General features: G+C 68.3%; 6 protein-coding genes. 3 read left to right on the top strand and 3 right to left on the bottom strand.

Annotated features, from left to right (window positions below; translation table 11 throughout):
- Positions 1-36 precede the first annotated feature (36 nt).
- Together HWY37_RS05985 and HWY37_RS05980 are read left to right on the top strand one after the other, a co-directional pair.
- Positions 37-4,212 (top strand): serine/threonine-protein kinase, encoded by a 4,176-nt coding sequence (locus HWY37_RS05985; protein WP_176088124.1) that lies wholly within the window; start codon positions 37-39, stop codon positions 4,210-4,212.
- Positions 4,213-4,221: 9 nt separating this feature from the next.
- On the top strand, positions 4,222-8,859 hold the full coding sequence (locus HWY37_RS05980; protein ID WP_176088123.1) for a hypothetical protein: 4,638 nt from the start codon (positions 4,222-4,224) through the stop codon (positions 8,857-8,859).
- A 78-nt stretch (positions 8,860-8,937) separates the two neighbouring features.
- On the opposite strand, the gene aceA is transcribed toward HWY37_RS05980, so the two are convergent.
- Entirely contained in the window at positions 8,938-10,257 is a 1,320-nt protein-coding gene (gene aceA, locus HWY37_RS05975) for an isocitrate lyase (RefSeq protein ID WP_175210317.1), read from the bottom strand.
- 324 nt (positions 10,258-10,581) lie between these two features.
- Between aceA and queF the strand changes: the two genes are divergently transcribed.
- Entirely contained in the window at positions 10,582-11,406 is an 825-nt protein-coding gene (gene queF / locus HWY37_RS05970; protein ID WP_176088122.1) for an NADPH-dependent 7-cyano-7-deazaguanine reductase QueF, read from the top strand.
- A gap of 10 nt (positions 11,407-11,416) precedes the next feature.
- On the opposite strand, the gene HWY37_RS05965 is transcribed toward queF, so the two are convergent.
- Positions 11,417-12,418 carry a cytochrome-c peroxidase gene (locus HWY37_RS05965; RefSeq protein WP_175210319.1) on the bottom strand — a complete coding sequence of 334 codons (1,002 nt, stop codon included), beginning with the start codon at positions 12,416-12,418 and terminating at the stop codon, positions 11,417-11,419.
- Positions 12,419-12,529: 111 nt separating this feature from the next.
- The gene (locus HWY37_RS05960) at positions 12,530-13,834 is read right to left on the bottom strand and encodes an MFS transporter (protein ID WP_175210320.1); all 1,305 of its coding nucleotides are present in this window, start codon (positions 13,832-13,834) and stop codon (positions 12,530-12,532) included.
- Between the last annotated feature and the right edge of the window lie 104 nt (positions 13,835-13,938).

Raw genomic sequence — 13,938 nt, 5'->3', positions numbered from 1 at the left:
GAGTTCCTGGGTTTCCTTATTTGCAGGAGAACTGGCATGGTCACCAGACGCCTGAACATTCCTGTCCTGGCCCCCAATCCCAACCGCAATTTCTTCGACGGCAGCCGCCCCGGCCAAGCCGTGCTGCGGCCGGTCGACCTGTTGGCCTTGCGGCTGGAATTGCGCAATCTGGCGGTGACGCCGGGCCAGCCGCCGCGCCTGAAGAAGGCCGGCGACGGGGCGGCCACGCTCATCGTCCACTTCCCGCCGCAATCGATCGCCGAAGAGACGTTCTTTGAAACGCCCGCCGACGGCATCAGCAATCAGCCGCCGCCCCGCCCCACCCCAGACAAGCCCGAACCCGCGGGCGGCGGCCAGGAAACCCCGACGGGCCCGCCAGTGCGAGCGCGCATCGCCGGCGAATCGCGGCTGGCCTTCGCCATTCCCGACGGCTTCGACGTGCCCTACACGCTGGAGGGCGTGCTGGCCGCGATGGAGACGCTGCCGCTGGCCGTGGCCGCCAACGCGCGGCCGCCCGCCGCCAGCGCGCCGCGCCTGAACCTGCGCGACCTGTTCGACAAGCGCATCGACAAGCTCACGCCCGCGCAGCGCGCGGCGCTGTCCAGCTTCGCGCTGCGCAATGCCCGCATCGCCACTCAGCAGAACGCGCCGGGCGCGCTGCTGCTGCGCCAGGCCGGCGGCGCGCCAGGCTTGCGCGCGCTGCGCCTGAACACCTCCGTCACCCGCGAATTGCAACGCAGCAGCGCCCTGATCGAACTCCTCAGGCGCGGCCCCAAGCCGGCGCCGCCCACGGCGCAGCAGACGGCGATAGAACTGCCCTGGCGGCTGATCCTCAGCCCCCATGCCGAAGAACGCTGGCGCCACGCCAAGGCGCCGGCGACCTCCGCCGCCACCCGGCACACCGAGCTATGGCATTCGCAGCTGCTGGCCGCGCCGCCACAGGACAGCGCAAGCGCGCCCAGCCCCGACGATGCCCGGCCCACCGTGCGCGCGGTCTGGGCGCTGGGCGGCGAAGGCACGACCAAGCCCATGCAGGCCGCGTTTCCGGTGCCGGCGGACACCTATCTGCCCAAGCCCAACACGTCGCCGTTCCGCATGCCCATGGACGACTTCGACCGCTTCCAGATCGCGCACCTGTCGTCCAACTTCTCGGTGGGCAACTACACGCCGCAACCGGCGGACGCGCGGCTGCTGATGCTGTCGGCGCTGGGCGCCTGGCTGGATTCGCGCGGCAACTGGGACGCGCCGGGCCTGTCGCTGGAGGAATGGACGCATCGCGGCAGCATGGGCCGCGACCACTACGTCCGGATCGTCTACAAGGGCCTGCTGTTTCCCTTCGGCCATCGCGCCTCGCTGGTGAAGGTCAGCGAACGCAAGTTCCATCCCGGCACGCCCGGCAACACGGCTTACCTGCGCCAGCGCCTGTTCATCATCGTGCGCCAGCGCGAACGCCAGTATGCCGACCCGGAACTGCAGGCGCGCGACGGCTCGGGCAACCTGATCTCCCTGCACCGCCAGATGCCGTTCTCCAGCGTGCGCATCCTGACCGCGGTCACGCCCAGCCTGGACCTGCCTACCTCCCCCGCCAGCAACATCGACAACCTGGGGCAGCTGCTGTTCTGGCCCTGCGTGAATAAGACCGCCTTCCGCTTCGCCTGCTCGGCCACCGACATCGACGGCCGCAACGTGCAGTTCGACCTGCCCATGATCTTCATGGACGGCGGCCACGCCTGTCCGCGCCTGATCAACGGGCTATGGCTGGCGCCCGACTTTCCCGCGGCGGAAATCTTCGCGGGCAAGGCGCAGGCCGCCTGGCGCAAGCCAGAACTTATCGACCGCCGCACCGCGCAGATGAAGCAGCAGCGCGTCACGCTGGCGTCGCCCGTGAAGCCGGGCGACACCACGGCGCAGGTGGACTCGATCGAATTCGACGGCCTGGTCGATCCCGGCAATACCCAGCTGCGCGCCTACAGCGATGGCCTCAACGGCCCGCTGTTCTACCCCGGGATCAAGCGCGCCTCGATCCGCATCGCGGCCCTGGCCCAGTTGACCGGCAACGGCAAGAGCAACTGGCTCAGCTGGAACAGCCACTATCTGCGCCACGGCTTCGACGCCGCCAACGTCGGCCAGGTGTTCGGCGACATCGACGCCGAACCCGGCTATCGCGGCGACGCCGCGCTGGACTTCTCCGCGCAGGGCGACCGCGCGGGCGGCTTCGTCCAGCCCAATCTGCGGCCCAGCGCGTTGTCGCGGCTGGCCGGGCCGGTCAGCGGCAAGGTGGAGGACTTCGTCGCGGGCACGCTGATCGGCAAGAATGTCTTCCCCAAGACCTTGTCCGACCTGCCGTTGCCGCTGCTGTTCGGCTGCATCCCGCTGGGCGACGTGATCGAGACGGTCGCCAACGCGGCGAACACGCCGGAGCAGGTGCCGCGCTTCGTGGCCGAGGCCTGTTCGCAGCTGGAAAGCCTGGTCAACGAAATGGGCCGGCTGTACGGCCTGGTGGCGGACCTGGCGCAGCAGCCCGGCCGCATCGCCGAAGGCGCGCTGAAGGTGCTGCGCGCCACCTTGCAGGACCTGCTGAAGCAGGCGCAGGCCTATGCGCAGGCGCTGGTGCAGGACGCGCAGGCCCGCGTCAACGCCTTGATTTCCGCGCTGGACGCGGTGCGCGATCAGGTGGCGCTGCTGGCGGGACTCTCCTTCGATGCATCGCCCGCCCTGCCGGGGCTGCCTGCGGTGCTCACCGCGGCGCGCAACGCGGCGCTGGCGCTGCGCGCGGCAGCCGACGCGCAGGTCAACGGCGTCGGCCTGCCCGACGGCCTGCGGCAATCGCTGCGGCTGGCCGCGACCACCACGCTGACCTTGCTGGACAGCGTGGGCGTGATAACCGTGCTGCTGACGCAGGGCAAGGCGCTGTATGACGCGCTCGACGCCGTGGTGGGCCATCCCGACCAGTTGGACCAGCTGTTCGCGGACGCGGCCACGCTCAAGCCGCGCCTGCAGGCCATCTCGAATACGGCGCAGCCGCTGTCCGACACCATAGGCGCGGCGCGCCTGCTCGAAGGCGCGCCGCGCCAGATCGCGCAGACGGCGTTGCAAGCAGTCAAGCTGGCGGTGGACGCGGTGCTGGCCAGCGCGGAACTGCTGGACCTGCTGACTGGCGACGAGCTCACCATCCGCTTCGACTGGAATCCGGTGATCAAGAGCTGGGCGATCAAGGACGGCGACCCGCCGCTGTTCGTCGCCAACGACATCCATGGATTCCGCGTCGCCGTCGAGGCGCGCGTGCGCAAGAACGGCCAGAGCGCGCCGAAGATGTCGGTGGTCTGCTCGCTGAAGAACTTCGACCTGGTGCTGATCGCTCCGGCCAGCTTCATGGAGCTGAACTTCGAGAAGATCGAGTTCCGCATCGACACGGCCGCGAAGATGGACGTGGACGTGCTGCTGACCGACATCAAGTTCGTCGGCCCGCTGTCCTTCGTGGAAACGCTGCGCGACCTGATCCCGCTGGACGGCTTCTCCGATCCGCCCCACCTGGACATCTCGGCCAAGGGCGTGGACGCTGGCTTCGACCTGGCGCTGCCGGCCGTCGCCATCGGCGTTTTCAACCTGTCGAACCTGAGCCTGGGCGCGGGCTTCACCGTGCCCTTCATCGGTCAGCCGCTGGCGGTGCGCTTCAATTTCTGCACGCGCGAACAGCCCTTCAATCTGTCGGTCTGCATGTTCGGCGGCGGCGGATTCTTCGGCGTGACGCTGGATCCCAGCGGCATCCAGATCCTGGAGGCCGCCTTCGAATTCGGCGCCAGCGTGTCGGTCAACCTGGGCGTGGCCTCCGGCGGCGTGCACGTGATGGCGGGCATCTACTTCCGCATGGAGAAAAACGCCTGCGCGCTGGCCGGCTACTTCCGCATGGGCGGCTGCGTCAGCGTACTCGGCATCGTCAGCGTCTCGATCGAAATCTACCTGGAACTGCGCTACGAATTCGAAAGCGGCAAATGCGCCGGACGCGCCACCATCACCATCGAGATCGAAGTGTTCATGTTCTCGATGAGCGTGCCGCTGTCCTGCGAGCGCAAGTTTGCCGGCTCCAACGGCGACCCGGGCTTCCGCGACCTGATGGGACCGCGCCCCGACCTGCCGCTGGCGCAGGAGCTGGCGCTGATCGACGACGGCAGCGCCTACGCCTGGCGCGAATACGTTGAAGCCTTTGCCTGAGGAACGTCCATGGCCAAGCAAACGATAGTCTGGACCGTCATCCCCAACGGCCGCGTGCCCGGCGGCGCCGACGCCGGCCGGCTGCGCGTTTCGATCGTGGCATCGCCTCGCCTGACGCCCGAGGCCGCAAACGAACAGCGCCTGCGCGCCTACGACGACTGGGTCAACTGGCCGCGCACGCTGGAAAGGCTGCGCTTCGCGCTCAACACCGGCACGGCGGAGATCGAGCTGGAGCCGCAGGTCCAGGCCGATGCGGCGCTGTGGGACCGGCTGCTGCCCAAGACCACGCCAGTGGCCGGCTTCGTGTTCCGCGACATGAGCGTGGCGAACCTGTTCTCCTATTCCGTGGCGGGCGTGCTGGGCCTGGCGCGCAAGCACTACGGCAGGCTGGCGGTGCAGGCCACCGGCACGCCGCCCACGCTGCTGCCCTGGCGCGACGCGCACCCGGTCCTGAAGGACATGCTGAGCGACTGCGGCACGCGCAGCACCTTCATCTCGATCAGGGACCGGCGCACCGAGATTCCATTGCCGGGCTTCGACCGCTTCTTCGACGGCGGCGGCGACGGCATCGAGCGCGTGCTGCGCGGCCAGGTATATGGCGCCCACAGCATCTACGAGGGCCGCGCCGCGGCGCCGGGCGTGGACGCCAACGGCAATCCCCTGCCCGCCGTCGGCTTTCCGCTGCGCGCCTTGCCGACGCGCTGGAACGACGCCGCGGGCAATGCCGACCAGAGCCTGATGAAGCAGTGGAACTCGCAGGCCGAATACACCTTGTTCCAGGCCAATCGCTTCTACCGCCGCGATCCGCCCACCCTGGACCAGCAGAAGATCAGCCGCCCGGACGGCCAGAACGTGCCGCCGCCGCCCGCCCAGCCGGAAATGGACTTCCACGCCATCGTGGCGTCCTATGGCGACTATCCGGCGCTGCTGCGCCAGCTCGGGCTGGTCATCGATTGCCTGCTGCCGGCGGACTCGCCGCTGGACCAGTTGCTGGCGGCGGGGCCCGTCGCACAGGGCCGCTTCTTCCTCACCCTGCGCTGGGACGGGGCGCGCGATGCCGGCGCCGATGCCTGCCCCGCCACCGCCTGGACGGCCGACCAGGAACGCTTCACCACGCGGCCGCGCAATCCCGACCACGAGCGCGGCATGCTGAAGCTGCGCCGCGCGGACGACAGCTGGAATCTGTACGAGCCCCGCAGCCCCTTCGACGTCTATCAGGTCGACCCCGACGGCGCGGCGCTCAAGACCGTGGACTTCCTGCTGACCACGCAGAACCTGGTCGCGAAAAACCTGGCGCTGGGCGCCGACGGCGCGGTGACCTACACCACGGGCGACAAGCAGGCCGTGGCCGCGCTGCGCTCCGGCGGCCTGGGCGTGGCGCGGCGCGACCGCGCCCGCGAAGTGGCGCAGAACGCCGCGGCCGCCGCCCTGAAGAACGCCGCCCTGTCCGGCGCGCCGGGCAGCATCGTGCTCTACACCGAAGACCTGCTGCGCGGCTATCGCGTGGACGTGCAGGCGCAGTTGCCCGGCGACCCGCAACGCTGGCGTTCGCTGTGCCAGCGCAGCGGCGAGTACCGTTGCACCGACGGCGGCGCGCCCTTGCAGCTACCCGACGACGAAGGCTATGTGAAGGGCGCCTCCACCAGCGGCGGCGCGGAACCCGACGACCAGTACCTGCACGAATCGCTGTTCCGCTGGACCGGCTGGAGCCTGGCCGCGCCGCGCCCTGGACGCACGCTGCGCGACCGCGTGGACCCGGCCAGCGGCGTGCAGGGCGAGGCGCCCGAGGAGGTGCAGGACACGGCCACGGAGAAAGGCAATGGCCTGGCGGTCAGCTTCGCCGCAATCAAAGGCAGCCTGCCGCGCCTGCGCTTCGGCATGCCCTACCGCTTCCGCGCGCGGCTGGTGGACCTGGCCGGCAACAGCCTGGCGCTGGACGACGCTTCCCTGGAACGGGACGACAACGCGACGCAGCCGGTGGTCTATTGGCGCTTCGAACCCGTGGACCCTCCGGCGCTGGTGCAGCGCGCCCGCGTGAGCGAAGGCGAATCGCTGGAACGCATGGTGATCCGCAGCAACGGCGGCATGGACCCCGCGTCCTATCGCGACAGTCCCGATTTCAAGAATGCCCGCCAGCAACCCGCCTCCGCCGACTTCGAGTACCCCGCCGCCAACGAACGCCACGTGGTGCCGCCCAAGGCCTCGCAGCTGCAGTGCGAAACCCACGGCCTGTTCGACGCCATGATGGGCAACCCGGCCGGCATCAAGCAGGCCTACGAGATCAGCGCGCGCGATGCCGCCACGCTTTACGACGCCGGTCCCGGCACGCAGATAGAACTGGTGACGCCGCAGGCCTTGGACGAAGTCGCCACCACCGATGCCGTGCCGCCGCAACTGCCCTCACCCGAGCATCCGACCGGCCAGCGCATGGCCGCGGGCCAGTACGTCATCCACCGCGAGGCCCAGGTCCTCACGCCCTACCTGCCGGACCCGGCCGCGGGCGGTTTCGCGCTGCGGGCGCGGCCCGGCCACAGCCTGCCCGGCGTCACCGGGCCCAAGCTGCTGGGCCCGGGTGCCATCATCGTGCAGACGCCCGCCCAGGAGCTGGTGCTGCTGGTAGCGCATGGCGCCAAGTGGCCGGACACGCAGGGTCTGCGCATCGTGCTGCAGGAGCGCAAGGCCACGCTGACCGATCCGCCCTGTTCGGAAAGCTACCCCGATGACGGCGCCCCCACCTGGGACGAGACCCAGCGCGTGCTGACCTTCTACCTGCCCAAGGGCCGCATTGCGCGGCTGCGCTATTCCAGCTTCGTGAATCCGGGGCTGGCGAACATCTTCGGCATCCCCGCGTGGGCGGGGTCCGAGGGCGAGCGCGCCACCTTGCGCCTGTCGTCCGTGCTGGGCGCCTGCCACATGGTGACGCCCGACAGGCCGCTGGTGCTGGTGCACGCCACCCAACAGCCGGTGTGCGATCCCTTGCTGCTGTTGCCCGGCGAGCCGCAGCGCGACCCCGGCGCGGCCTACGTCGACCTGGAGGCGCGCGTGCGGCTGCACGGCCCCACCACCGGCAAGATAGAAATCGAGGCCGACTGGCACGAATGGGTGGACGACGTGCTCAAACCCCGCCCCGAACGCCAGGCGGGACATGGCGTGCTGGCCGAAATCCCGCTGGCCGAGAACTATGCCAATCTCTTCAGCCTGAGCAATGCCGTGGCCGAGCAGCTGAACGCCGCCGACAAGCAGCGCGCGCCTGGCAACCGCCACGAATTAGGCGACACCCGCTTCCGGCTCATCCGCTACCGCCTGCGCGCCACCACGCGCTTTCGCGAATACCTGCCGCCCGTGCTGTACGAACAGACCGACAAGGTCACTCGCCTGGGGCCGGTGGCCGATGGCCCGCTGGTGGAGACGGGCGCGGACGACGACGCCGGCGCGCCGGTGCTGGTGCGCAACGGCAGCGCGCGGAACACCGTGGTGCCCGCCAGCGCGCCGCCGGACGCGCCGCTGCTCATGTACGTGCTGCCCACTTTCCGCTGGCAGGAAACGCCGGGCGCCGGCAAGCTGGACGTGACCCGGCTGGGCAACGGCCTGCGGGTCTGGCTGGAACGCCCCTGGTTCTCGTCGGGCGACGGCGAACTGCTGGGCGTGGTGATCTATGGCGACGGCCAGAACTTCACCTCGATCCCCAACGCTCTGACGCCGCTGGTGACGCAGTGGGGCATGGATCCGCTATGGGACGCGCCCCAGCCCGCGCACCGCACGCGGGTCTCGGACTTCGCCGCGCGCGTCGCCGATGAAGCGGTCTTCCTGCAGGAGCTTCCCGACCAGCGGGTACACGTGGTCGGCCACCGCGTGCGCTGGAGCGAGGAGCGCGCGCGCTGGTATTGCGACATCGAACTCGATCCCGGCCGCAGCTACATGCCTTTCGTGCGGCTGGCGCTGGCGCGCTACCAGCCCAACGCCATCGATTCCGCCAAGCTGTCGCGGGTGGCGCTGGCCGAGTTCACGCAGGTGCTGCCGCGGCGCCGCGCGGTGTTCGAGCAAAAGCGCGGCAAGCTCAGCTTCAGCCTGCGCGGCGTGGTGCCGGCGCACGGTCCGATGAAATTCCCGCTGGATTCGGAGTACCTCAACATTTCCTTCATCCCCGGCATAGGCCAGACCGCCGAGAGCGGCCGCAACCGCGTGGAACTGGTGCTGCAGACGCGCGATCCGGCGCTGGACAGCGACCTGGCCTGGAGCGATGCCGCCGTCCTGGCCTCGGGCCTGCTGGACCCGGCGGGACCGGCTCCCCAGCCCGCCACCCCGGGCCCGATCCTCATCGACCGCATGCGCGAGCTGCCCATCCTGGAGACCGCCACGCCCGTTTCCATGACCGACCTGACGCGGCTGGGAGGCGTCGTGGTGGGTCCCGTGGTGCGTTTCCCCCCTGTGCTGGAAGGCCCCATCCTCGCCGATCTGCTGGACCCGGTCATCTGGACGGCCAACGTCGCGCTGCCGGACAGCGGCGGCAAACCGGCGCGCATCGCCGTGCGCGAGTACGAGCGCTACTACACCGACAGCGCCGTGCCCGAACGGCGCGCAGGCGCCACGCAGCAGCGCCGGGTGGTGGAGGAACGGCTGGTGTACACGGCGTTCTTCGGGCTCTAAAAAAAAAGGGTGCCCGGAGGCACCCAAATCCACCCTACAACAGCAACTACAACTGCATAACTCTCCTGCGGCCGGCGCTTACGCGGCCTTCTGCACCTTGCCGTGTTCGAACTGGGCTTCTTCCGTCGAACCGGTCAGCGCGGTGGTCGAGGACTGGCCGCCTTCGATGGTCTGCGTGACGGCGTCGAAGTAGCCGGTGCCGACTTCGCGCTGGTGCTTCACGGCGGTGAAGCCCATTTCAGCGGCGGCGAATTCCTTCTGCTGAAGTTCGACGAAGGCGCTCATCTGGCGGCGGGCGTAGCCGTGGGCCAGCTCGAACATGCCGTAGTTCAGCGCGTGGAAGCCGGCCAGCGTGATGAACTGGAACTTGTAGCCCATGGCGCCCAGCTCGCGCTGGAACTTGGCGATGGTGCCGTCGTCCAGGTTCTTCTTCCAGTTGAACGAGGGCGAGCAGTTATAGGCCAGCAGCTTGCCCGGGAACTGGCGATGGATGGCCTCGGCGAACTTGCGGGCGTATTCCAGGTTGGGCGTCGACGTTTCGCACCAGATCAGGTCGGCATAGGGCGCGTAGGCCAGACCGCGCGAGATGGCCTGGTCGATGCCGGCCTTGGTGCGGAAGAAACCTTCGACGGTGCGCTCGCCGGTGATAAAGGGACGGTCGTTCTCGTCGACGTCGCTGGTCACCAGGTCGGCCGCGTCGGCGTCGGTGCGGGCCAGCAGCACGGTGGGGGTGCCCATCGTGTCGGCCGCCAGGCGCGCCGACACCAGCTTGGCCACGGCCTCGCGGGTCGGGACCAGCACCTTGCCGCCCATGTGGCCGCACTTCTTGACCGAAGCCAGCTGATCCTCGAAGTGCACGCCCGAGGCGCCGGCCTCGATCATGGCCTTCATCAGTTCAAAGGCGTTCAGCACGCCGCCGAAGCCGGCTTCGGCATCGGCCACGATGGGCGCGAAGAAGTCGATGTAGCCTTCGTCGCCGGGGTTCTTGCCTTCCATCCACTGGATCTGGTCGCAGCGGGTCAGCGAGTTGTTGATGCGGCGGACCACTTGCGGCACCGAGTTGGCGGGGTACAGCGACTGGTCGGGGTACATCTCGCCGGCCAGGTTGGCGTCGCCGGCGACCTGCCAGCCCGACAGGTAGATGGCCTTCAGGCCGGCCTTGACCTGCTGCATGGCCTGGTTGCCGGTCAGGGCGCCCAGCGAGTTCACGAAAGGCTCGCTATGCAGCAGTTCCCACAGGCGGGTGGCGCCGCGGCGCGCCAGCGTGTGTTCCACGCCGATGGAGCCGCGCAGGCGGATGACGTCCTCGGCGCTGTAGTCGCGCTTGATGCCTTGCCAGCGGGCATTCTCGGCCCAGTCCTTCTGCAGATTGCGGATTTCGGTTTCGCGGTTGCTCATGGTCATGCTCCTGGTCAGTGATGGGAAGACTTCAAAAGATTCGCGTCCTGCGTTGCGTGAATCGTTGGACAAAGTCTATGCCTCTGCTGCGGAGCAATGTGGCCGCATGTCTTATACAAGACGAAAAATATTATTCTTATAAATCAATAATTTATAAATCATATTTCGTATTGCGAAACGCAATTATCATCTGTGAAATGGTTCACCGCTGCTGCGCAGCAGGCGCTTTCACATGACGAAGGTTACATTTCACGATACGAAAAATCGGGCTTTTTTGCGAGCGCCTACAATGCGCTCATTCTTCAAGTTTCCGATGACTCCGCTATGACGCTGTCCCACGGCCCGCTGGGCCAGAGCGTGGCCTACGCCTCGCAATACGACCCCTCGCTGCTCTTCCCCATCGCGCGTGCGCATAACCGCCAGGCGCTGAACCTGGAAGCAGGCAAGCTGCCCTTCACCGGCGTGGACCTGTGGAATGCGTATGAGCTGTCGTGGCTGGACGCCAAGGGCAAGCCGCGCGTGGCCATGGCAACCTTCTCGGTGCCGGCCGACAGCCCCAACATCATCGAGTCCAAGTCCTTCAAGCTCTACCTGAATTCCTTCAACCAGACCCGCCTGGTCAACTCGGCCGCCTTGCGCGGCCGCCTGGAACGCGACCTGAGCGCCGCCGCGGGCGCGCCGGTGGGGCTGGACTTCTTCCTGCCGCAACGCTTCTCCGAATTGCAGATGGGCGAAATGGACGGCATCTATATAGACAAGCTGGACATCGAGATCGACACCTACGAGCCCGCGCCCGAAGTGCTGCGCACCCGCCCGGGCGACGTGGTCGAGGAAACGCTGGCCTCGCGCCTCCTGAAATCGAACTGCCCCGTGACCGGCCAGCCCGACTGGGCCAGCGTGCAGATCCGCTACCGTGGCGCGCCGATAGACCGCGAATCGCTGCTGCGCTATGTGGTGTCGTTCCGCCAGCACGCGGAATTCCACGAGCATTGCGTCGAGCGCATCTTCAGCGACATCATGCAGGCCTGCCGCCCGGAACAGCTGACGGTCTACGCGCGCTACACGCGCCGCGGCGGGCTGGACATCAACCCCTGGCGCAGCAACTTCGAAGCGGGCCCGCCGGCGGACCTGCGCACGGTCCGCCAGTAGGCTCCCCGCCCTATTTCACAAAAGGCTCGGGCCGCGGCGTATCGTCCGCCGAAGGCGGCAGCACCGGATACTGGATCGCCGGCTGGTCGCCCGTCAGGGTCTTCAGGAACGCCACGATCTGCGCGTTCTCGTCCGGCGTGAAGGTGCGCCCCAGCTGCAGCCGTCCCATCACGTCGACCGCCTGCGTCAGCGTGGCCGCCTCGCCGTCATGGAAGTACGGATAGGTCAGCGCCACGTTGCGCAAGGTAGGCACCTTGAAGTTGAAGCGGTCGGCGTCCTTGCCCGTCACCGCCGCGCGGCCCTCGGCCTTGTTCTCGGTCACGTAGGGCGTGACCAGGCCCATCTTCTGGAACGAATTGCCGCCTACCGCCACGCCGTTGTGGCAGGCCACGCAGCCGCTGTTCTTGAACAGTTCGTAGCCGGCCAGCTCGCGCACGGTCAGCGCCTGCTTGTCGCCGCGCAGCCATTGGTCGAAACGTGAATTCGGCGTCACCAGCGTCTCCTCGAACGCGGCCAGCGCGCCGGTGACTTCGTCGATCGTGATGTCTTCGCGGCCGAAGACCTGCTTGAACTCCGCGCGGTAGCCGGGAATGGAGTTCAGCACCTGCACCGCCAGTTCGTGCGTGGACGCCATCTCCATGGGATTGGCGATGGGGCCACCCGCCTGCTCGCGCAGGTCCTTGGCGCGGCCGTCCCAGAACTGCGCGATGTTCAGGCTGGAATTGAGCACCGTAGGCGAATTGATCGAGCCCTGCTGCCACTTGTGGCCGATGGAGGCCTTGAGATTGTCGGAGCCGCCCATGCCGAGGTTGTGGCAGGAATTACAGGAGATCGCGCCGGAGCGCGACAGGCGCGGATCGAAGAAGAGCTTCTTGCCCAGCTCGACCTTGGCCGGCTCCTTGATGACCGCCGGCTCAATGGGCTGTATCGGTTCCTGCGAGACAGCCGCGGCCAGGTTTGCCCAACTGCCGAAGGCGATTCCCATCGCCAGCAACGCGCTTGCCTTACTCATTTGCTTCTCCTGGATAATAACCACTACTACGACAGGGTCATTACATCAGAGGGCAGCGGGTTGAACTTTGCGTCGGGTCAAATGGCCGGGCCCGCGCGGGGCCCGGCTCGATCAGGAACGCGCGGCGGCGGACGCCGGAGCCGCGGGTTCCGCGCGGCGCGCCTGCACCGCGATCCATTGCGCCAGGAAGGCCGCGGCGGCGAACGCCACGCCAGCGCCCACCCAGGGGCCCTGGCGCAATCCGGCATCCAGCAGCAGGCCGAAGGCCAGCGGCCCCAGGGCCGAGCCCACGTCCATGCCGGAATACACCAGGCCGTAGACGGACCCGGTGGAACCCTTGGGCGTGACCCGGCGGATCAGCATGTCGCGTGACGGCGCGGCAACGCCCGAGCAGAAACCGGCCAGCGCCACCACCGGCGCCGCCAGCACGGCGGGCACCAGGCCCAGCGCCAGCACCACCAGCGTCAGGCCCGCCAGGATCAGCGCCACCATCACGGTGCGTTCCGTGCGCGGGTTGGCCGACACCAGGAAACCGCCCGCGGCCATGCCCACGGCCGAAGCCACCATGTAGCCGGACAGCGCCGAGCTGGCGGCGACCTTGGACAGGTCGTACAGCTGGCCCAGCAAGGGAATGGTGTAGTTCTGCACCGAGGACAGCGCGATCGAGGTGCAGGCAAAGAACAGGAACGCGCCCCACAGCGCCGGCTTGGACAGGAGCGTGGCCAGCGTGGTCAGCACGCTTTCCTGCGGCTTCGCGACGGGCTTGGCTGCGGCCTTGCCGGCTTGCGCATCGGCATGGCTTTCCAGCGGCGACGGGCCGCCGATCAGGTCGCGGCCCAGCACGGTCAGCAGCAGCACCAGCGCCACCAGGCCAGCCGCGCTATAGGCCGCCACCCGCCAGTCCGCCAGCAGGGTGATGCTGGTCATGAACACCGGCGTCAGCGCCCAGCCCAGGTTGCCCGTCAGCCCGTGGGTGGAAAACGCGTGCCCCAGCCGCGGCGCGGAAATGCGGTGGTTGATGATGGAATAGTCAGCCGGATGGAACACGGAATTGCCGATGCCGCCCACCACCGCCGCCGCGACCAGCATGGCGTAGCCGTTGGCCGACCCGATCAGCACGCCGGACAGCACGAAGCACGTCAGCCCGAACCACAGTACCGGCCGCGCGCCGATCCGGTCCACCACGAAGCCCGAGGACGCCTGGCCGATGCCGGACACCACGTAGAAGGTGGAAACCAGCAGCCCCAGGCGGGCGAAATCCAGTCCGAACTCGTTGCCCAGCGACACATAGAGCGAGGGCAGGACCAGTTGGAAAAAGTGCGAGGAAGCGTGGGCCACCCCGATCAGAAGAATGATCTTCCAGTCGCGCCGGCGGGCGGCGGCGTCCAGGGCCAGGGTATTCGCAGCGGTGTTCATTGCAGACGGCCGCGGTCAGCGGCAGGTTACGCGGCGCCGCAAGCGGCGGTGCGCGGGTTGTCTCCGGCAACGTCCGGGCGCTCCGGGCGTTGGACTCTGAGGCG

This window comes from Achromobacter anxifer (assembly GCF_903652925.1).
GTDB lineage: Bacteria > Pseudomonadota > Gammaproteobacteria > Burkholderiales > Burkholderiaceae_B > Achromobacter > Achromobacter anxifer.
The sequence above is the reverse complement of the archived record's forward strand: the minus strand, read 5'-3'. Positions and strand labels throughout refer to the sequence as shown.

Excerpts from the sequence above, each read along its gene's own strand:
- aceA (WP_175210317.1), bottom strand. The coding sequence starts at position 10,257 with ATGAGCAACCGCGAAACCGAAATCCGCAATCTGCAGAAGGACTGGGCC.
- HWY37_RS05965 (WP_175210319.1), bottom strand. The coding sequence starts at position 12,418 with ATGAGTAAGGCAAGCGCGTTGCTGGCGATGGGAATCGCCTTCGGCAGT.
- queF (WP_176088122.1), top strand. The coding sequence starts at position 10,582 with ATGACGCTGTCCCACGGCCCGCTGGGCCAGAGCGTGGCCTACGCCTCG.
- HWY37_RS05980 (WP_176088123.1), top strand. The coding sequence starts at position 4,222 with ATGGCCAAGCAAACGATAGTCTGGACCGTCATCCCCAACGGCCGCGTG.
- HWY37_RS05960 (WP_175210320.1), bottom strand. The coding sequence starts at position 13,834 with ATGAACACCGCTGCGAATACCCTGGCCCTGGACGCCGCCGCCCGCCGG.
- HWY37_RS05985 (WP_176088124.1), top strand. The coding sequence starts at position 37 with ATGGTCACCAGACGCCTGAACATTCCTGTCCTGGCCCCCAATCCCAAC.